This window comes from Polaromonas sp. (assembly GCF_049790275.1).
Lineage (GTDB): Bacteria > Pseudomonadota > Gammaproteobacteria > Burkholderiales > Burkholderiaceae_C > Polaromonas.
Genome location: NZ_JBAQYR010000034.1, coordinates 1 through 19,407 on the forward strand (window position 1 = coordinate 1; position 19,407 = coordinate 19,407).

Below are 19,407 nucleotides of genomic sequence, written 5' to 3' on the forward strand. Positions count from 1 at the left end.
CCGTCGGCGCGCCCGCAGCGCCCCAGGGTGGGCCGTCCGGGGAGATCATGGCCAAAACCGACCTGCCAGAAAGTAACAAGCCTGCCGAGCCTTCCGCTCCCGTCGCAATACCGGCAGCACCGGTACTGGCACCCCAGCTGTCTGCCGCAACCGCACCACCACCGCCTGTCTCCGGCCCGGCTGCGCCGGTTGTGGTGGCAGAAGCGGCCCAGCCTGCGCCGGCCGGCATCATCGTGTTCCGGGCCAAGGGCGAGTCCTGGGTGGAAGTCACCGATGCCCGGGGTACCGTTGTTGTTCGCCGCACCCTGGCAGCCGGAGAGCAGGTAGGCGCGTCTGGCGTTTTGCCGTTGTCTGCAGTTGTCGGCCGGGCCGACGCCACACTTGTTGAAGTGCGCGGGAAGGCTTTTGATCTGAACCCGGTACGCAAAGACAACGTTGCCCGTTTTGAGGTGAAATAGTGGCGTCGTGCTTTCCTGTTGAATCGGCTGCGCCCAAGGCGCGCGTTTCCTCGCAGGCCCGTGTGGTCTGGGGCTCGCGCGTGGTCACGGTGGGCGGCGATGCGCCGGTGCGCGTGCAGTCCATGACCAATACCGACACGGTGGACGCTATCGGAACGGCCATCCAGGTCAAGGAGCTTGCCATTGCCGGCTCGGAGATGGTCCGCATCACGGTCAATACGCCGGAGGCTGCGGCGCAGGTGCCGTACATCCGCGAACAGCTCGACCGCATGGGCATCGACGTGCCCCTGATCGGCGACTTTCATTACAACGGCCATCGGCTGCTGACCGACTACCCGGCCTGTGCCGAGGCGCTGTCCAAGTACCGCATCAACCCCGGAAACGTCGGTAAAGGCGACAAGCACGACAGGCAGTTCGGCCAGATGATCGAAGCGGCCATGCGCTGGAATAAGCCGGTACGCATAGGGGTCAACTGGGGTAGCCTGGATCAGGAGCTGCTGGTCAGCCTGATGGACGAAAACAGCCGTCGTGCAGAACCCTGGGACGCCAAACAGGTGATGTATGAAGCCCTGATCACTTCGGCGATTGACTCTGCCACGCTGGCCGAACAAATGGGCATGGATAAAAACCAGATCATCCTGTCTTGCAAGGTCAGTGGCGTGCAGGACCTGATCTCGGTCTATCGTGAACTCTCAAAGCGGTCCCGTTACGCCCTGCACTTGGGCTTGACCGAGGCTGGCATGGGCACCAAGGGCACGGTGGCTTCCAGCGCCGCCCTGGCCGTGCTGCTGCAGGAAGGCATTGGCGACACCATTCGTGTCTCCCTGACCCCGCAACCCGGCGAGGCGCGTACCCAGGAAGTGCTGATCGCATCGGAAATCCTGCAGGCACTGGGACTGCGCAGTTTTGTGCCCAGCGTCACGGCTTGCCCCGGCTGCGGTCGCACGACCAGCACCACCTTCCAGGAACTGACCAAGGAGATCGACGACTTTTTGCGTGCGCAGATGCCAGTTTGGCGCGCGCAATATCCTGGCGTTGAAAAACTCAAAGTCGCGGTGATGGGCTGCATTGTCAACGGTCCCGGCGAAAGCAAACATGCCGACATCGGCATCAGCCTGCCCGGCTCCGGCGAAGCACCGGCCGCGCCGGTCTATATCGATGGCGAAAAAAGCGTGACCCTGCGCGGCGACCAGATTGCCCAGGAGTTCCGCGTGATTGTCGAAAACTACATTGAAAAGCGCTTTGGCACGCAAGCCGTCGCCCAAGTCGCCTGAACCACCTCATGGCTGAAAAAATAACTGCCGTCAAAGGCATGAACGACATATTGCCGCCCGATTCGGCGCGCTGGGAATGGTTTGAGGCCAAGGTACGCACGCTGATGGCGCGTTATGCTTACGCCAACGTCCGTACACCGATCGTCGAGCCGACGGCGCTGTTCGTGCGCGGCTTGGGCGAAGTGACCGATATCGTTGAAAAGGAGATGTACTCCTTTGTGGACTCGATGAATGGCGACAGGCTCACGCTGCGCCCTGAGGCCACCGCCGGCATCGTACGCGCAATGATTGAGCACAACGCGCTGTACAACGGGCCCAAGCGGGTCTGGTCGTCCGTTTCGCTGTTCCGTCACGAGCGGCCGCAGAAAGGGCGCTACCGCCAGTTTCACCAGATTGACGTCGAAGCGCTGGGCTTTGCCGGGCCCGATGTGGACGCCGAGCAGATCCTGATGTGCCGCGCGTTGCTGCGTGATCTGGGCATTCCGATGGAGCATGTGCGGCTCGAACTGAACAGCCTGGGCCAGCCGAACGAGCGCATGGCACACCGTGCGGCACTGATTGCGCATTTCGAGGCGCATGCCGATGTGCTGGACGAAGACGCGAAGCGCCGGTTGCACAGCAACCCGCTGCGTATCCTGGATACGAAAAATCCTGCGCTGCAGGCGGTCGTCGAAGCGGCCCCGCAGCTCATGGGCTTTCTTGGCGAGGCTTCGCTTGCGCACCTGAGTGCAGTCCGCGCGGTGCTTGACGCCGCGGGGCTGGCTTACCGCATCAATCCGCGCCTGGTGCGCGGCATGGACTACTACAACCTCACGGTGTTCGAATGGATCACCGACAAGCTCGGTTCGCAGGGCACGGTTTGCGGCGGTGGCCGCTACGACGGCCTGTTCGAACAGCTGGGCGGCAAGCCCACGCCCGCGGTGGGTTGGGGCATGGGTGTGGAGCGCATGCTGCTGCTGCTCGAAGCGGTCGGCGTGCTGCCGCCCGAGAGTGCGCCCGACGTCTATGCCATCGTGCCATCGGCAGAGATCATGCCAACCGCCATGGCGGCCTGCGAGGCCCTGCGCGCAGCTGGCGTCAACGTCCAGATGCATGCCGGCAGCGCAGACGGCATGGGCAGCATGAAGTCCCAATTCAAAAAGGCCGATGGCAGTGGCGCACGCTTCGCGCTGATTTTTGGCGAAACCGAACTGGCCGATGGCCGCGTGGCGGTCAAACCCCTGCGTGGTGAAAAGGCCGATGCTGCACAGGTCCAGACGCTGCAGCCGTTGAATGATGTTGCGTCCTGGGCGCCGGGTCTGCGCGCGGGCAGCTGACGGCAGCCCCCTACAATCAGCACACATCTTTGGGTAGAACTAGAAGAGCTATATGGCAAAACATCTCGATTTGGAAGAACAGGAGCAGCTTGACGAGCTGAAGCACTTCTGGAAGCAGTACGGCGACCTGATCACCTGGGGCCTGATTGCCGTTTTTGGCGCTTTTGCGGCCTGGAACGGCTACAACTACTGGCAACGCGATCAGGCGGCCAAGGCCGCCGTCATGTACGACGAGGTCGAACGCGCCGCCCAGTCGGGTGATGCCAGCCGGCTGGACCGCGCACTCGCCGACATGAAGGAGCGATTTGCCGGCACGGCCTTCGCCCAGCAAGCCGGGCTGCTGGCTGCCAAAACCTATTACGACAAGGGCAACATCGATGCCGCCAAGACCTCCCTGAGCTGGGTGGCCGGCAAAAGTGCCGACGAAGGTTACCAGGCTATCGCCAAGCTGCGTCTGGCGGGCCTGCTGCTGGAGGCCAAGGCCTACAACGAGGCGCTGCAGCTGCTTTCCGGTACCTTTCCCAAGGACTTTGTGGCACTGGCGGCCGACCGCCGCGGTGACATCCTCGCCGCCCAGGGCAAGAAAGCTGAAGCACGGACTGAATACGAAAAAGCCTACAAGGGCATGGACGAGCGTACCGAGTACCGGCGGCTGGTCGAAGTCAAACTCAATGCGCTCGGGCTGAACCCGTCAGCGGCATCGTCCAGCACTGCAGTCCCCGCTGCAGCTTCTCCTGCATCCGCCCCGGAGGTCAAGCCGTGATTTTCAAGTCTTTTCGGCCTCTGGCCCATACCAGTAAAGCGCCAGCAGCTATTGTTCTGGTAGCATTCCTCGGCGGCTGCTCGCTTTTTGGCAGCTCGACCAAAAAGCCGGAGCCGGCCGAACTGCAGCCGGTGGTGGCGCTGGTGCCCGCCAAACAGGTCTGGACGGCGCGCATCGGTGAGGTTTCCTTCCCGCTGCAGGCGAACGTCTCGGGCGATACCGTCCTGGTTGCCGCTACCGACGGCACCGTGGCCGCACTGGATGCGCGCAGCGGCCGCGACTTCTGGCGCACGAATGTCGGCGCACCGATCGCCGCTGGCGTGGGCAGCGACGGAAAAGTCGCCGCTGTGGTCACGCGTACCAATGAAGTGGTGGCGCTGGCAGGCGGCAAGGAAATCTGGCGCCAGAAGCTTGCCGCTCAGGCATTCACCTCGCCCTTTGTGGCGGGTGGCCGCGTGTTTGTTCTCGCCGCCGATCGCTCGGTCAATGCCTTCGACGGCCAGACCGGACGCAAGCTCTGGTCGCAGCAGCGCCCCAGCGAGCCGCTTGTGCTGCGCCAGTCGGGCGTCATGCTTGCTGTTGGCGACACCCTGGTGGCCGGGCTGGCAGGCCGGCTGACCGGGCTGAATCCGCTCAACGGCAGCATCCGCTGGGAAGCCCCGATTGCCTCGCCGCGCGGCATCAACGATGTGGAGCGTCTGGTGGACCTGGTCGGTACGGTCAGCCGCAACGGCAACACCGTCTGCGCCCGGGCCTTCCAGGCCAGCGTCGGCTGTGTCGATGCCCAGCGCGGCGCTTTGCTGTGGACCAAGCCAGCCAATGGCGCACAGGGCATCGATGGTGACGACCGCCTGGTGTTTGGCACCGAAGCCGACGGCAGGGTGCAGGCCTGGCGTCGCACCGACGGTGAAAATGCCTGGAACACCGACCGCCTGCGTTACCGCAACCTGAGCGCGCCGCTGGTGGTGGGTCGTTCGATTGCCATCGGGGACTCCGCCGGTTTTGTGCACCTGTTGTCGCGTGAAGACGGTTCCATGCTGAACCGGCTCGCGACAGATGGCTCGCCCGTGGTCGCCTCTCCGGTACTGGCTGGCAACGTCCTGATTGCGGTGACGCGGTCCGGCGCCGTTTTCGGCTTCGCACCTGAATAGATGGTGGCCCCCACGCTTGTCACTTCGCGTGCCTTCGGCGGTGCGCTGCCCCTTGCGCGAAGAAGAGGGGCGCTGCGCCTGCGGCCCGGCAAAGCCGGTTCCGCGGCCCCGGCTGATGGAGACGCAGCCTCCACTCTTGTCACTTCGTTGCCTCTTTTGATCGTTATTTCGTGAAACCTGTTATCGCCCTGGTCGGCCGCCCCAACGTGGGCAAATCGACCATTTTTAACCGCCTGACCAAGTCGCGCGATGCGATCGTGGCCGACTATGCCGGCCTGACGCGGGATCGCCACTACGGCAATGGCCGGCTCGGCGCACAGGAGTTCATCGTCATCGACACCGGGGGGTTCGAGCCCAAGGCGGTCGATGGCATCTACAAGGAAATGGCCAAGCAGACCCGGCAAGCCGTCGCCGAGGCTGACGTGGTGGTGTTTGTCGTTGATGCCCGTGCCGGGGTGAATGCCCAGGACCATGAGATCGCCAAATACCTGCGCAAGCTGGGCAAGCCGACAGTGCTGACCGCCAACAAGGCCGAAGGCATGACCGAGGGCGTGCAGCTGTCCGAGTTTTTCGAGCTCGGCTTGGGCGAGGTCCTGCCGGTGTCCGCCTCGCACGGGCAGGGCATGCGCACCCTGGTCGAGATGGCGCTGCAGCCGCTGAACCTGCCCGATCCGGACGAGGAGGGCGAGCCGAGCGACCCGACTGTGATCAAGCTGGCGGTCGCCGGGCGCCCCAATGTGGGGAAATCCACGCTGATCAACACCTGGCTGGGCGAGGAGCGCCTGGTGGCATTTGACCAGCCCGGCACCACGCGCGACGCCATTTCCGTGCCTTTCGAGCGCGCCGGGCAGAAATTCGAGCTGATCGATACCGCCGGTTTGCGCCGCAAGGGCAAGGTGTTCGAGGCGATTGAAAAATTCTCCGTCGTCAAGACCCTGCAGGCCATCGAAAGCGCCAATGTGGTGCTTTTGCTGCTCGACGCGACCCAGGGCGTGACCGACCAGGACGCCCACATTGCTGGCTACATCCTGGAAAGCGGCCGCGCTGTCGTGCTGGCGGTCAACAAGTGGGATGCGGTGGACAGCTACCAGAAGGAAATCCTGGAGCGCTCCATTGAAACCCGCTTGTCTTTCCTGAAGTTCGCCACCATCCACAACATCTCGGCGATCAAGCGCCAGGGCCTGGGCCCGGTCTGGAAATCGATTGTCCAGGCCCATGCTTCGGCCAATCGCAAGATGTCCACGCCGGTGCTGACCCGCCTGCTGCTCGAGGCGGTGCAGTTCCAGAGCCCGCAGCGGGCCGGCATGTTCCGCCCCAAATTGCGTTATGCACACCAAGGGGGCATGAACCCGCCCATCATCATCATTCACGGCAATTCCCTGGAACACGTCACCGATGCCTACAAGCGTTTTCTGGAAGGGCGCTTCCGCAAGGAGTTCGACCTGGTGGGCACGCCGCTGCGCATCCAGATGAAGTCGTCCAGCAACCCCTACGCAGACAAAGATTCGGCCTAGGATGACAGCCGCTGCCGATTGGCTGTGGTAAGGTGAAGTCCTATCAACTCTTGAACACGGAAAATATCGTGAGCAACAACAAAGGCCAGCTTTTGCAGGACCCCTTCCTCAATACTTTGCGCCGTGAGCATGTGCCGGTGTCGATTTACCTCGTCAACGGCATCAAGCTTCAGGGCCAGATTGAATCTTTCGATCAGTATGTGGTCCTGTTGCGCAACACCGTCACCCAAATGGTCTACAAACACGCCATTTCGACCATTGTTCCCGGCCGGGCAGTCAATTTCGCTGCAGCAGAATCCCAAGAAAGCCCAGCCAGCTGAGTTCCCAGGACCTCTCCCCGGCGGTCACGCCCCTGGCCATTCTGGTCGGGGTCGATCTGGGCCTCCCCAATTTCGACGCCGGCCTAGAAGAGCTGGGCCTGCTGGCCCAGACAGCCGGCCTGCAGCCTGTTGCCCGTGTGGTCTGCAAACGCAGGGCGCCGGACGCGGCGCTGTTCATCGGCAGTGGAAAGGCCGACGAGATCAAGATGCTGGCCCTGGAAACGGGTGCCAGCGAAATCCTCTTCGACCAGTCCCTGAGCCCGGCCCAGCAGCGCAATCTTGAGCGGGTACTCGGCCTGCCGGTCAATGACCGAACCCTGCTGATCCTGGAAATTTTCGCCCAGCGCGCACGCAGCCATGAAGGCAAGCTGCAGGTTGAACTGGCGCGCCTGCAATACCTGTCGACGCGGCTGGTCCGGCGCTGGTCGCACCTGGAACGGCAAACCGGGGGTGCCGGTGTGCGCGGCGGCCCGGGTGAAAAGCAGATAGAGCTGGACAAACGCATGATCGGCGAATCCATCAAGCGGACCAAGGAGCGCCTGACCAAGGTCAAGAAGCAGCGCCAGACCCAGCGGCGCCAGCGCGAACGGCGCAACTCCTTCACCATTTCCCTGGTTGGCTACACCAATGCCGGGAAATCGACGCTCTTCAATGCCCTCGTCAAGGCGCGCGCTTATGCCGCCGACCAGCTGTTTGCCACACTGGACACCACGACGCGGCAGCTTTATCTGGGCGACGCCGCCCGTTCGGTGTCGCTGTCCGACACGGTCGGCTTCATCCGTGACCTGCCACATGGCCTGGTCGATGCGTTTGCCGCTACTCTGCAGGAAGCCGCGGATGCCGACTTGCTGATGCATGTGGTCGATGGCGCCAATCCCGATCATCTCGAGCAGATCGAGCAGGTCCAGCGCGTGCTGGCTGAGATTGGCGCGGCCGATGTGCCGCAGATTCTGGTGTTCAACAAGCTCGATGCTCTTGAAAAATCGCGCAGGCCGCTGCAGTTAAGTGACAGTTTCGAGATCAATGACGCTTTTTCCGACACGGGCCGGCGTGTCGAGCGGGTTTTTGTCAGTGCGCAGACGGGCGAGGGTTTGCCATTGCTGCGCGAGTTGCTGGCGCGGCATGCGTCGCAAGCGCCCGTTGAAGATAGCCCCCGGGTCAGTGAGGCCGTGGCGTGATTAGGCACAATGTCGGAGTTATAAAAAAGTGAGCTCGATTCCATGAACCTGAACCCTGTGCTACAGACGCTGACGACCTTGCCAGGACGGCTTGGGCAACGCGCCCGAGGAATGTTCAATCTGAACGATCCGCGCTGGGGCCGTGACGACGACAACAAGACCCCGCCCGACGAGTCCAAGCCGGAAGCCGGCCGCGACGATGTTCCGCCTGTGCGGCCACCGGCACCGAACCGTCCGCAGGGCCAGGGGCAGGGTCCCAACCAGGGCCCCCCTGATCTTGACGAGTTGTGGCGTGATTTCAACCGCAAACTCGGTGGCCTGTTCGGCGGCAAAAATGCAGGCCAGCGTGGCCGCGGTAATGGGGGCCTGGGCGGCGGAGGCGGCAATGGCGGCCCAGGCGGTTTCCAGCCCGACATGAAAAGTGCAGGCATCGGTGTGGGCCTGATTGCCGGCGTGGCCGTGCTGATCTGGCTCGGTACCGGCTTTTTCATCGTGCAGGAGGGCCAGCAGGCGGTCATCACCCAGTTCGGCAAGTACAACTCCACTGTGGGAGCAGGTTTCAATTGGCGCCTGCCTTACCCGGTGCAGCGCCATGAAATCGTGGTGGCTACGCAGATCCGCTCAGTCGATGTGGGGCGCGACACCATCATCAAGGCCACCGGGCTGCGCGAATCCGCCATGCTCACGGAAGACGAGAATATTGTCGAAATCAAGTTTGCCGTCCAGTACCGCCTGAACGATGCGCGCGCCTATCTTTTCGAGACACGGGATCCGGCCGCCACGGTGGTGCAGGCGGCTGAAACCGCGGTGCGCGAGGTGGTCGGCAAGATGAAGATGGATTCCGCGCTTGCTGAAGAGCGCGACCAGATTGCGCCGCGTGTGCGCGCACTCACGCAGGTCATCCTCGATCGCTACAAGGTAGGTGTGGAAGTGGTGGCCGTCAACCTCCAGCAAAGCGGCGTGCGTCCGCCCGAGCAGGTACAGGCCGCGTTTGACGATGTCCTGAAAGCCGGACAGGAGCGTGAGCGTGCCAAGAACGAGGCCCAGGCCTATGCCAATGACGTGATTCCGCGTGCGGTGGGCTCGGCGTCGCGCCTCAAGGAAGAGTCGGAAGCCTACAAGGCCAGGGTAGTGGCGCAGGCGCAGGGTGATGCCCAGCGTTTCCGTTCCGTGCTGGCGGAGTACCAGAAGGCACCCCAGGTCACGCGCGACCGCATGTACCTTGACACCATGCAGCAGGTTTACAGCAATGTGACCAAGGTGCTGGTGGAGTCGCGCCAGGGATCCAACCTGTTGTACCTGCCGCTTGACAAGCTCATGCAGGCAACCGGGCAGGGCGGCCCTGCTGTAGCCGGCGTGGAGTCAAGCGGTGCCGCTGCGCCGCTTCCCGTGCCGCCGTCGACCTTGCCCCTGGATACGCGTGCCCGCGACGCTTCCCGCACCCGCGAACGCGAAACCCGCTAAGGAACCATCGTGAACAGAGTTGGATTTATTGCTTCTTCCCTGCTGGTGGCGCTGGCCCTGCTCAGCTCCATGCTGTTTGTGGTCGATCAGCGCCAGTTTGGCGTGGTGTACGCGTTGGGCCAGATCAAGGAGGTCATCCTCGAGCCCGGCCTCAATTTTAAATTGCCGCCGCCGTTCCAGAACGTGTCGTACATTGACCGTCGCCTGCTGACACTGGACAGCACCGACGCAGAGCCGATGCTGACCGCCGAGAAGCAGCGTGTGGTCATCGACTGGTTTGTCAAATGGCGCATCATCCAGCCGTCGGAGTACATCCGCAACGTCGGCCTGGATGAACGTGCCGGGGCCAGCCAGCTCAACCGCGTGGTGCGCAATGCCTTCCAGGAAGCCATCAACAAGCGCACCGTCAAGGACCTGCTCTCGCTCGAACGCGAGGCCCTGATGGCCGACGTGAAAGCCGAAGTGCTGAAAGTTGTGCGTGGCGCCAAACCCTGGGGCATTGACGTGATCGACGTGCGCATCACGCGTGTGGACTACGTGGAATCCATCACGGAATCGGTCTATCGCCGCATGGAGGCCGAGCGCAAGCGGGTTGCCAACGAGCTGCGCTCCACCGGTGCCGCCGAGGGCGAGAAGATCCGCGCCGATGCCGACCGTCAGCGCGAGGTCACCATTGCCAATGCCTACCGTGACGCGCAGAAAATCAAGGGTGAAGGAGACGCACAGGCCGCTGCCGCGTACAACGATGCTTTTGGCCGTGACCCGCAGTTTGCCCAGTTCTATCGCAGCCTGGACGCCTACAAGGCCAGCTTCGACAAAAAGGGCGACGTGATGGTGATTGATCCATCCTCCGACTTTTTCAAGGCCATGCGCAGCTCCGGCAGCGGTTCGGCACCGGCCAGCAAAAAATAACGGCGCCGCTTGGACAGCAGCACGATCTGGCAGGCACTGGCCCTGATGCTGGTGATTGAAGGTCTGCTGCCCTTGTTCTCGCCGCGCGGCTGGCGCGGCATGTTCGAGCAGATCCTCAAGCTCAGTGACGGCCAGATCCGTTTTTTTGGCCTGTGCAGCATCGCGGCCGGCCTGGCCTGGATCGCCTTTCTCATCTGAAGGCTGCCTTCCGGCAGGCAGTCCGCTCCCTAGATTTTTCCTGCCCTGTGGCTGCATCCGGCGGCCTCCTGGCCGAAAACCGGGCCTCAAGCCCGGTAAAATCCTGTTTTTAACAGCCCACGATAAATACATGCCCGCCTGGTCGTCATCATGGCAATTGCCGGATCAAATTGCCGATGTCCTGCCCTCCGAGGCGCGTCACATCGAGGAGCTGCGCCGTTTGTTCCTGGACACGGCGCGCAGCTACGGCTACGAGCTGGTCATGCCGCCGCTGCTCGAACACCTCGAATCCCTGCTCACCGGCACCGGTGAGGCGCTGGACCTGCAGACCTTCAAGCTGGTGGACCAGCTCTCCGGCCGTACCTTGGGTCTGCGCGCCGACACAACGCCGCAGGTGGCGCGAATTGATGCGCACCTGCTCAATCGCCAGGGCGTGGCCCGCCTGTGTTACTGCGGCCCGGTGCTGCACACCCGCGCTGACCGGCCGCATGCCACGCGCGAGCCGCTGCAGTTCGGCGCCGAAATTTACGGCCATGCCGGCCTCGAGGCCGACCTCGAAGCCCAGTTGCTGGCGCTGGAAGGGCTGACGGCCGCCGGCGTCACGAAGCTGTCGGTGGACATGGCCGACGTGCGCATCGTGAGCAGCCTGCTGGCCGGCGCGAAGGTCAGCGCCGCCATGCTGGCGCGTATTCATGCCGCCCTGGCGAGCAAGGACGCCGGCGAGCTGGCCAGCCTGACGACCAGTCTGAACGGCGAATTGCCCGCTGCGGCACGCGAGGGACTGCTGGCACTGCTGCAGTTTTATGGCGACGAGAAGGTGCTGGCGGAAGCCGAAAAAGCCTTCAAGGCCTTGCCCGAAGCGCTGAAGGCGCTGCAGAACCTGAAGTGGCTGGCGACCCATGTGGCCAACCTCTCAGGCGGCGTCAAGATTGGTTTCGATCTGGCTGATCTGCGCGGTTATGCCTACTACAGCGGTACCCGTTTTGCCATTTACGGCCACGGCCAGCGTGACGGTGCCCTAGGCGCCGAGCTGGTGCGCGGTGGCCGTTATGACGAGGTCGGCGCCGTGTTCGGGCGCAACCGGCCAGCTGCCGGCTTCAGCCTGGACCTCAAGGAACTGGTCAGCGTGCTGACCCCGAAACCCCTGCGACCCGCCATCCGTGCGCCTTGGGGCGAAGAAGCCGGCCTGCGCGCGGCCATCGCCAGGCTGCGCGCCGGCGGGGAAACCGTGGCTTGCGTCCTGCCGGGCCATGAACACGAAGTTGATGAATTTGACTGCGACCGCGAACTGGCCAACATTGCCGGCCAGTGGCAGGTCCAGCCGCTGGGTAAAACGCCGGCCTGAACGGCGCCGCGAACCATCCCTGCATCCCGCAACAATCCTTAAAGAGTGAACTGAAGATGACAAAGACAACAGCCGCAACCGCCGGCCGCAATGTGGTGGTTGTGGGCACCCAGTGGGGTGACGAAGGCAAGGGCAAGCTGGTGGACTGGCTGACCGAAAGCTCGCAGGGCGTGGTGCGTTTCCAGGGTGGCCACAATGCCGGCCACACGCTGGTTATCAACGGCATCAAGACAGCCCTGCACCTGATTCCCAGCGGCATCATGCGCCCCGGCGTGAAGTGTTACATCGGCAACGGGGTGGTACTCTCGGCCGCCAAGCTGTTCGAGGAAATCGAAGGCCTTGAAAAAGCCGGTGTCGAGGTGCGTTCGCGCCTGCGCATCAGCGAAGCCTGCCCGCTGATCCTGCCTTTCCATGTGGCACTCGACGTGGCACGCGAAACGCGCCGCGAAACCGGCGGTACAGTCAAGATCGGTACCACCGGCCGCGGCATCGGCCCGGCCTATGAAGACAAGATTGCGCGCCGCGCCCTGCGTGTGCAGGACCTCAAATATCCGGAGCGTTTTGCAGCCAAGCTGCGCGAGCTGCTGGACCTGCACAATTTCGTGCTGACCGGTTACCTGAACGCGCCGGCCGTCGAGTTCCAGCCGGTGTACGACGAAGCCATGCGCCATGCGGAGCTGCTCAAGCCCATGATGGCCGACGTGTCGCGTGAACTCAACGATGCCAACGCCGAAGGTGCCAACCTGCTGTTCGAAGGCGCGCAGGGCACATTGCTCGACGTCGATCACGGCACCTATCCCTTCGTCACTTCCAGCAACTGCGTGGCCGGCAATGCGGCCGCGGGCGCCGGCGTCGGCCCCGGCATGCTGCATTACATCCTGGGCATCACCAAGGCCTACTGCACGCGTGTGGGCGGCGGCCCGTTCCCGACCGAGCTGGACTGGGAAAAGCCGGGAACCCCGGGTTATCACATGAGCACCGTGGGCGCTGAAAAAGGCGTGACCACCGGGCGCAGCCGGCGCTGTGGCTGGTTCGACGCCGCGCTGCTCAAGCGTTCGGCGCAGGTCAATGGCCTGTCCGGCCTGTGCATCACCAAGCTCGATGTGCTCGACGGCATCGACCAGCTCGAGCTGTGCACCGGCTACGAGCTCGACGGCCACATCACCGACATCCTGCCCATGGGTGCCGAAGAGATTGCCCGCTGCAAGCCGATTTACGAAACCCTGTCGGGCTGGACCCAGAGCACGGTCGGTGTGACCGACTACGACAAGCTGCCGGCCGCGGCCCAGCGTTACCTGCATCGCATCGAGGAAGTCACCGGCGTACCCATCCACATGATCTCGACCAGTCCCGACCGCGACCACACCATTCTGCTGCGCAACCCCTTTGCAGCCTGAACGGTTTTGCGAAAATTTTTCAGTCAAATAGCGCTCAAGCCCAATCAGGGCGGGCGCAGCCAGCTATTGAATCAGGAGCATTTTCATGTTGACGGAAGACGGCAAGCATCTCTATGTCAGTTATGACGAGTACCACAACCTGATTGAAAAACTGGCGATCAAGATCCACCAGTCCGACTGGCAGTTCGACACCATCCTGTGCCTGGCGCGTGGCGGCATGCGGCCCGGCGACATCCTGTCGCGCATCTTCGACAAGCCGCTGGCCATCATGTCCACCAGCTCCTACCGCGCCGACTCCGGCACGGTGCAGGGCAACCTCGACATTGCGCGTTTCATCACCACGCCCAAGGGCGAGATCGCCGGCAAGGTGCTGCTGGTGGACGACCTGGCCGACACCGGCCACACGCTCAATGCCGTGATCCACCAGCTGCGCAACAACTACAAGCCCATCAGTGAACTGCGCAGCGCCGTGATCTGGACCAAGGGCGTGTCGACCTTCCAGCCGGATTACTCGGTGGAGTTTTTGCCCACCAATCCGTGGATTCACCAGCCCTTCGAAGGCTACGACAGCATGGGCCCCGAGAAGCTGCTGGAGAAGTGGAAGGTCTAGCCCCCACGGTCGCTCACTTCGTGTAGCTTCCTGCCCCCCGAGGGGGCCGCTGCGCCTGCGGGCCGGCGAAGCCGGACCCGCGGCCCCTGCTTGACGGGGAATCCCGCAATCCTGCTTCATCCTCGATTGCTGTCTGGACGGTGCGTCGGATCCGGGCTGCCGTTAACATGGATGTATGAGCGACAAGTCCACCCAATTGATCCACCACGCCTACAAGCCGCCGGCCGGCTTTGACTCGGTCCAGCCCGGCGTCCACAAGGCTTCGACCATTATTTTTCCGACCGTGGCTGCGCTGCGCCAGCGCGACTGGAAGCACAAGACCGGCTACACCTACGGCCTGCATGGCACGCCGACCACCTTCACCTTGGAAGAGCGCATCGCCACGCTGGAAGGCGGCAGTTTCTGCACCCTGGTTCCCAGCGGACTGGCGGCCGTGGTGCTGGTGGACATGGCGCTGCTCAAGGCCGGCGATGAGGTGCTGGTGCCGGACAATGCCTACGGTCCCAACAAGGCTTTTGCGCAGCACGAACTCGCCGCCTGGGGCGTCAGCACGCGTTATTACGATGCCATGCAGCCTGCGGACCTGGCCGCCAAGCTCAGTGCCAGAACGCGCTTGGTCTGGCTCGAGGCGCCAGGCTCAATCACCCTGGAGTTTCCGGACCTGCCGGCACTGGTGGCTGCTGTCAAGGCGCATGGCGATGTGCATCCGCAGGGCATCGTCACGGCGCTGGACAACACCTGGGGCGCCGGCATCGCCTTCAATGCCTTTGCGCTGGGCGCCGACATCTCTGTCCAGGCCCTGACCAAGTACCCGAGCGGTGGCGCGGATGTGTTGATGGGCTCGGTCGTCACGCGCGACGAGGCGCTGCACCAGCTGGTGCATTTTTGCCATATGCGGGTGGGCTACGGCGTCGGCGGCAACGACGTCGAGCTGGTGCTGCGCGGCTTGGGCAGCATGGCTTTGCGTTATGCCGCGCAGGACGCCGCGACGCGCACGCTGGCAGCCTGGCTGCAGCAGCAGCCACAGGTTGAAGCGGTATTGCATCCGGCATTGGAAGGCTCGCCGGGGCATGGATTCTGGCAGCGCGACTGCACGGCCGCGGCCTGCCTGCTGAGCATTGTGTTCAAACCCGGCTATGCGCAGGCGCAGGTCGACCAGTTCTGCGACAACCTGCAGCTGTTCCAGTTGGGCTACAGCTGGGCCGGCCCCATGAGCCTGTGCGCGCCGTATGACGTACCGGCCATCCGGACCATGCCCTGGCCCTACAAAGGCGGCCTGGTGCGGTTTTCGGTCGGCCTGGAAGCCGTCGCCGACCTGCAGGCGGACCTAGCGAACTCACTGGCCCTGATGCAGTACAGTTAGGACATATTCCCCTGAAGAAAGCACGCCGTGGCAACTCCCAATTATTCCTACGAAAAACGCCAGAAAGAGCTGGCCAAAAAGAAGAAAAAAGAGGAAAAACTCAAACGCAAGGCCGAGGGCAAGCCGGATCTGCCGGATGACGACACGCCTGAGGGCGAAGAGGGCGGTGGAACCGCGCCACCGCCCGACGCGGCACCGTGAAGCGCCGCAGACACTTGGGAATTTGAATCAAATCGGGCTTTGGCCCTTGACGAGCGGGCGCAAGCAGCTCTCTTTTTGATAGCGTATTCGATACCAGGCCCCGCAAGGACAGGCAACTGTTCTTCCGGGGCCTTGTTGTTGGGGCCGGCGCCTCAGGTAGCCAGCAGGCTTTGCGCCAGCTCATGCATGGCCGCCGCCGTGTGGTCGCGCGGCACCAGCGCCCGGGCCGTGTCGTACTGGCTGAAGTTGCGTTGTATCGACTGCAGGTAGGCCGGGTCGTAGTGCTGGACCAGCAGCTCCTGCACCACCGAAGCGAGGTCGCCGCTGCGCGCCCGTGCCTGCCAGTCCTGCACGGTGAGCTTGCCGCGCGCTTCGGTCAGGGCCGCCAGGCGCTCGCAGAAAAAGGCGCTGTCCTTCACAAAAAAATCATAGTCCTCCAGCAGCAGCGCCACCCGTTCGGCCTCGGGCAGGTCCAGCCGTAGGCAGGGGCTGGCCCGCATCGCGGCGATCAGGCCGTCAGGTACGGCGACGTTGCCGACCTTCTTGCTTTCGCTTTCGATGTAGACCGGGCGCGTGGCATCAAAGCCGCGCAGGACGGCCCAGATCAGGCTGTCAAAGGCCTTCTGGCTCGGTTGCGCCACGCCGGGGATCAGGCCCAGCACCGAGCTGCGGTGGTTCGCCAGCGCTTCCAGGTCCAGCACCTGCGCACCTTGCTGCGCCAGGGCCTGCAGCAGGCGGGTCTTTCCGGCACCGGTGGGGCCGCATACGACCCGGAACTGGTGGCGTGCCGCCAGGGAAGGCAGATCAGCCACCAGTGCCGCACGGAAGGCCTTGTAGCCGCCGTCAACGAGGGTCACCCTGAAGCCGATCTGGTCCAGGATCAGGGCCAGCGAGCCGCTGCGCTTGCCACCGCGCCAGCAATACACCAGCGGCTGCCATTCCCGCGGCTTGTCCAGCACCTCGCGCTGGATGTGGGCCGCGATGTTCTGGGCCACCAGCGCCGCACCGAGCTTTTTCGCTTCGAACTGGCTGATCTGCTTGTATTTCGTGCCGACGATCTTGCGCTCCTCGTCACGCAGGCTGGGCCAGTTCACGGCACCGGGCAGGTGGTCTTCAGCGTATTCGCCTTCGCTGCGGGCGTCGATGACGGTGGAGAAATCGGCCAGCCGGTCCAGAGCCTCTTCGGCGGAGATGCGCTCGACGCTCACTTGAGGAGTTTTCTCAGCTCGGGCCAGACATTGGCCAGCATCAGGGTATGCGCCTGTTCGGTCGGGTGGATCCGGTCCGCCTGGAACATGCCGTTGGCGTCGCCGGTGTCTGCCACGCCCTTGAGCAGGAAGGGCACCAGCCCAGCCTTGCTGTCTTTTGCGACCTTCGCAAACAGCCCCGAAAATTTCGCTGCGTAAACACTGCCGTAGTTGGGGGGCACCTGCATGCCCACCAGCAGGACCCTGGCGCCGGCTTTTTGCGCCGCCTGCGTCATGGCGCGCAGGTTGCCTTCGGTCATGTCCAGCGGCAGGCCGCGCAAGGCGTCGTTGCCGCCCAGCTCGATGATGACCACGCCGGGCTTGTGCTGGGCGAGCAGGGCGCCCAGGCGCGAACGGCCGCCCGAGGTGGTGTCGCCGCTGATGCTGGCATTCACCACTCTGGCCGGGATTTTTTCGCTGGCCAGGCGCTGCGCCATCAGGCTGACCCAGCCGCTGCCGCGTTTGAGGCCGTACTCCGCGCTCAGCGAATCGCCCACCACCAGGATGACCGGGCCGCCGCCGGCACCGGGTTTGGCGGCTGTCTGGGTCAGGCCGTTTTGCGGCAATACCAGCATGAAAATACCAAGCATCAGGCCCAGCAGGCCCGCGCGCAGACCGGGCTTGGTAAAGTCAGGGCGCTGGAATCCCAAAATATCCGATAAGGCTGGCATGTTTGAACCCGTTGTTCCTGTTTCCCCGGCACTACCGGCCTCATTGGCATCGGCGGGAGACCGTTCTTCTGCAATTATTTCCGTCGAGCATGTTTTCAAGAGCGTGAGCGACTCGACCGGCACCCTGACCATTTTGCGCGATATTGATTTCGCACTGGCGGCCAGGGAGACTGCCGCCATTGTCGGCGCTTCCGGTTCGGGCAAAAGCACACTGCTGTCCATCATCGCCGGCCTGGACACGCCGACCCAGGGCACGGTGCAACTGGCCGGGCAGGACCTGTTTGCGCTCAGCGAAGACGACCGCGCCGCACTTCGCGCCCAGAAAATAGGCTTTGTGTTCCAGAGCTTCCAGCTCATGGGCAACCTCAATGCGCTGGAAAACGTCATGCTGCCGCTCGAACTGTCGGGGGCCAAAAATGCGCGGGCGCAGGCCACCGAAATGCTCAAGCGTGTCGGCCTGGGCGAGCGCCTGGGGCACTACCCCAAGGTGTTGTCGGGCGGCGAGCAGCAGCGCGTGGCGCTGGCCCGGGCCTTTGTGGTGCAGCCGGCGGTGCTGCTGGCCGACGAGCCGACCGGCAGCCTGGACTTTGCCACCGGCGAAAAAGTCATGGCGCTGATGTTCGAGCTCAACCAGGAGCTGGGCACCACGCTGGTGCTGGTGACGCATGACCCCGGCATCGCTGCCCGCTGTGAGCGGCGCATCACGATCGAAGCCGGTCAGGTGGTCGCCGCTTGAGGTGAAACAGGCCTCTAGCCCTTCATGAGCGGGCGCAAGCAGCTATCAATAGAGGAGCGAACCACAGGCCGACGAGCTCACTGCCAGTGCCGCACTGCACTAGAGCTTGTGCGTCGCCGCCAGGAATTTCGCGCGGTCCGCCGGACGATCCACCTCGACGGCAAGCGCTTTCAGCAACGCTTCCAGCGAGGTATGCCGGGCAGCCTCCCTTTTGATGATCATTTTGGCCAGAGGCCCGATAAACTGGCTCAAGGCCTTGTCGATCTGCGCCAGTTGCTCGGCACTGAAGTAAGGCGAGGAAAGGGGCACACTGGGGCCCGAGCGTGAACTGACGGGCCGGCTGACGTCGGCGCGCGGACGGCTGAAAGGGTTCAAGGCGCCCCAATCGCTGCGTGCGCCGGAATCGGGCGCGGGCTGTGTCTTCTGGTTTTTCGGGGTGACAAACAATTCACGCGCCGTCGGGTCGGGAATTGACACCGCCAGCAGCTGGCGCAAGCCCTGGGCGCTGACGCTGCGCGGCAGCGCTTTCTGTACCAGCACCCGGGCCAGCGGCCCGATGCTGCGGGCGAGTTCCGCCTCGATTTCGGCTGCGGTTTCCGGTGTCAGCGTGGCCAGTGCCGCAAAAGAAGCCGTGTTTTCGAATTCGCTGCTGCCCTGCGGCGCCGCCGGCACCGGCCGCGACTTAGGGTCCAGCACGGCATAGATGTCGTGCGAGCGCAGGTGTTTGTCCAGGTGCGGCCCCAGCGGGCTGAACAGGGTGGCGGCGTTGTCGGTGATACAGGCGATCACGTCGTGATAAGCCCGCGAGACCACGATTTGGTTGGGCTGGGCGAAATCCATGATGCGCTGCGCCACGTTGATGCCATCTCCGACCACGTTGACGCGCTGGTTGATGTCAAACACCATGCGGATCGGCCCCAGGTGCAGGCCGATGCGCACCGACAACATCTGGCCATACTTCTGCAGCAACAGGCCGCGCAGCAGCAGCGCCGACTGCAGCGCTTCCTCCGGGTCGCCGAGGAAGCAGGTGGCCGCGCCGTCGCCGGTGTCGATCACGATGCGCGAGGCCTCGGCCACACCCTTGAGGGCCTTGGTCATCAGCTCGTTGAAACGCTCCTTGAGTGCCACCTGCTGGTCGATCGAATGTTTCGAGTAAGCCACCAGGTCCAGGAACATCACCGTGCCCAGCACGTTCTTGCGCAGGTTTTCGGCGCTGCTGCCGGGGAAGGAGCGTGCGTTGGCGGCAAAGGCCAGCACGTCGCTGTCGGGGCCGCTCCGGGTGTCGGGTG

At 63.6% G+C, this 19,407-nt stretch carries 20 protein-coding genes; 17 read left to right on the plus strand and 3 right to left on the minus strand.

What is annotated here, in order from left to right; translation table 11 throughout:
- From WA904_RS04205 to WA904_RS04280, 16 genes are all read left to right on the plus strand, one after another.
- A partial coding sequence (locus WA904_RS04205) for a DUF4115 domain-containing protein (protein ID WP_425195871.1) occupies positions 1 to 458 on the plus strand: 458 nt, incomplete at its 5' end.
- Positions 458 to 1,732: a flavodoxin-dependent (E)-4-hydroxy-3-methylbut-2-enyl-diphosphate synthase gene (gene ispG / locus WA904_RS04210; RefSeq protein WP_425195872.1), complete on the plus strand. Its 1,275-nt coding sequence runs from the start codon at positions 458 to 460 to the stop codon at positions 1,730 to 1,732. The genes WA904_RS04205 and ispG, both read left to right, overlap by 1 nt.
- An 8-nt stretch (positions 1,733 to 1,740) precedes the next feature.
- Positions 1,741 to 3,048, plus strand: coding sequence for a histidine--tRNA ligase (gene hisS, locus WA904_RS04215; RefSeq protein ID WP_425195873.1), 1,308 nt, complete (start codon positions 1,741 to 1,743; stop codon positions 3,046 to 3,048).
- A gap of 52 nt (positions 3,049 to 3,100) precedes the next feature.
- The gene (locus WA904_RS04220; RefSeq protein ID WP_425195874.1) at positions 3,101 to 3,811 is read left to right on the plus strand and encodes a YfgM family protein; all 711 of its coding nucleotides are present in this window, start codon (positions 3,101 to 3,103) and stop codon (positions 3,809 to 3,811) included.
- Complete coding sequence (gene bamB / locus WA904_RS04225) at positions 3,808 to 4,962, plus strand: outer membrane protein assembly factor BamB (RefSeq protein ID WP_425195875.1); 1,155 nt, start codon at positions 3,808 to 3,810, stop codon at positions 4,960 to 4,962. The genes WA904_RS04220 and bamB overlap by 4 nt, the downstream gene beginning before the upstream one ends.
- Before the next feature lie 170 nt (positions 4,963 to 5,132).
- On the plus strand, positions 5,133 to 6,476 hold the full coding sequence (gene der, locus WA904_RS04230) for a ribosome biogenesis GTPase Der (RefSeq protein ID WP_425195876.1): 1,344 nt from the start codon (positions 5,133 to 5,135) through the stop codon (positions 6,474 to 6,476).
- A 68-nt stretch (positions 6,477 to 6,544) separates the two neighbouring features.
- The gene (gene hfq / locus WA904_RS04235; RefSeq protein WP_425195877.1) at positions 6,545 to 6,796 is read left to right on the plus strand and encodes an RNA chaperone Hfq; all 252 of its coding nucleotides are present in this window, start codon (positions 6,545 to 6,547) and stop codon (positions 6,794 to 6,796) included.
- A complete protein-coding gene (hflX, locus tag WA904_RS04240; RefSeq protein ID WP_425195889.1) occupies positions 6,793 to 7,974 on the plus strand; it encodes a GTPase HflX in 1,182 nt (393 codons plus the stop codon). Before hfq ends, hflX begins: the two co-directional genes overlap by 4 nt.
- Before the next feature lie 42 nt (positions 7,975 to 8,016).
- Positions 8,017 to 9,438, plus strand: coding sequence for an FtsH protease activity modulator HflK (gene hflK, locus WA904_RS04245; protein WP_425195878.1), 1,422 nt, complete (start codon positions 8,017 to 8,019; stop codon positions 9,436 to 9,438).
- A gap of 9 nt (positions 9,439 to 9,447) precedes the next feature.
- On the plus strand, positions 9,448 to 10,350 hold the full coding sequence (hflC, locus tag WA904_RS04250; protein WP_425195879.1) for a protease modulator HflC: 903 nt from the start codon (positions 9,448 to 9,450) through the stop codon (positions 10,348 to 10,350).
- 9 nt (positions 10,351 to 10,359) lie between these two features.
- Entirely contained in the window at positions 10,360 to 10,548 is a 189-nt protein-coding gene (locus WA904_RS04255) for a DUF2065 domain-containing protein (RefSeq protein ID WP_425195880.1), read from the plus strand.
- A gap of 130 nt (positions 10,549 to 10,678) precedes the next feature.
- The gene (locus tag WA904_RS04260; RefSeq protein ID WP_425195881.1) at positions 10,679 to 11,893 is read left to right on the plus strand and encodes an ATP phosphoribosyltransferase regulatory subunit; all 1,215 of its coding nucleotides are present in this window, start codon (positions 10,679 to 10,681) and stop codon (positions 11,891 to 11,893) included.
- A 56-nt stretch (positions 11,894 to 11,949) separates the two neighbouring features.
- Complete coding sequence (locus WA904_RS04265; RefSeq protein ID WP_425195882.1) at positions 11,950 to 13,290, plus strand: adenylosuccinate synthase; 1,341 nt, start codon at positions 11,950 to 11,952, stop codon at positions 13,288 to 13,290.
- Positions 13,291 to 13,375: 85 nt separating this feature from the next.
- Positions 13,376 to 13,900, plus strand: a complete 525-nt coding sequence (locus tag WA904_RS04270) for a phosphoribosyltransferase (protein ID WP_425195883.1) — start codon at positions 13,376 to 13,378, stop codon at positions 13,898 to 13,900.
- 175 nt (positions 13,901 to 14,075) lie between these two features.
- The gene (locus WA904_RS04275; protein ID WP_425195884.1) at positions 14,076 to 15,263 is read left to right on the plus strand and encodes a PLP-dependent transferase; all 1,188 of its coding nucleotides are present in this window, start codon (positions 14,076 to 14,078) and stop codon (positions 15,261 to 15,263) included.
- A 27-nt stretch (positions 15,264 to 15,290) separates the two neighbouring features.
- A complete protein-coding gene (locus WA904_RS04280; protein ID WP_425195885.1) occupies positions 15,291 to 15,464 on the plus strand; it encodes a hypothetical protein in 174 nt (57 codons plus the stop codon).
- Positions 15,465 to 15,616: 152 nt separating this feature from the next.
- Here the strand turns inward: WA904_RS04280 and mnmH are convergent, their stop codons facing one another.
- The gene (gene mnmH, locus WA904_RS04285) at positions 15,617 to 16,672 is read right to left on the minus strand and encodes a tRNA 2-selenouridine(34) synthase MnmH (RefSeq protein WP_425195886.1); all 1,056 of its coding nucleotides are present in this window, start codon (positions 16,670 to 16,672) and stop codon (positions 15,617 to 15,619) included.
- A complete protein-coding gene (locus WA904_RS04290; RefSeq protein ID WP_425195890.1) occupies positions 16,669 to 17,301 on the minus strand; it encodes an arylesterase in 633 nt (210 codons plus the stop codon). Before WA904_RS04290 ends, mnmH begins: the two co-directional genes overlap by 4 nt.
- 79 nt (positions 17,302 to 17,380) lie before the next feature.
- Here WA904_RS04290 and WA904_RS04295 point away from each other — a divergent pair, with 79 nt between their 5' ends.
- A complete protein-coding gene (locus WA904_RS04295) occupies positions 17,381 to 18,118 on the plus strand; it encodes an ABC transporter ATP-binding protein (protein ID WP_425195887.1) in 738 nt (245 codons plus the stop codon).
- Between the two features lie 99 nt (positions 18,119 to 18,217).
- Here the strand turns inward: WA904_RS04295 and WA904_RS04300 are convergent.
- On the minus strand, positions 18,218 to 19,407 hold a 1,190-nt coding region (locus tag WA904_RS04300), incomplete at its 5' end, for an adenylate/guanylate cyclase domain-containing protein (RefSeq protein ID WP_425195888.1).

Coding starts and splice junctions, on each gene's coding strand:
- hisS (WP_425195873.1), top strand. CDS start 1,741: ATGGCTGAAAAAATAACTGCCGTCAAAGGCATGAACGACATATTGCCG.
- WA904_RS04220 (WP_425195874.1), top strand. CDS start 3,101: ATGGCAAAACATCTCGATTTGGAAGAACAGGAGCAGCTTGACGAGCTG.
- WA904_RS04290 (WP_425195890.1), bottom strand. CDS start 17,301: ATGCTTGGTATTTTCATGCTGGTATTGCCGCAAAACGGCCTGACCCAG.
- WA904_RS04260 (WP_425195881.1), top strand. CDS start 10,679: ATGCCCGCCTGGTCGTCATCATGGCAATTGCCGGATCAAATTGCCGAT.
- WA904_RS04265 (WP_425195882.1), top strand. CDS start 11,950: ATGACAAAGACAACAGCCGCAACCGCCGGCCGCAATGTGGTGGTTGTG.
- WA904_RS04295 (WP_425195887.1), top strand. CDS start 17,381: ATGTTTGAACCCGTTGTTCCTGTTTCCCCGGCACTACCGGCCTCATTG.
- hflK (WP_425195878.1), top strand. CDS start 8,017: ATGAACCTGAACCCTGTGCTACAGACGCTGACGACCTTGCCAGGACGG.
- WA904_RS04275 (WP_425195884.1), top strand. CDS start 14,076: ATGAGCGACAAGTCCACCCAATTGATCCACCACGCCTACAAGCCGCCG.
- WA904_RS04270 (WP_425195883.1), top strand. CDS start 13,376: ATGTTGACGGAAGACGGCAAGCATCTCTATGTCAGTTATGACGAGTAC.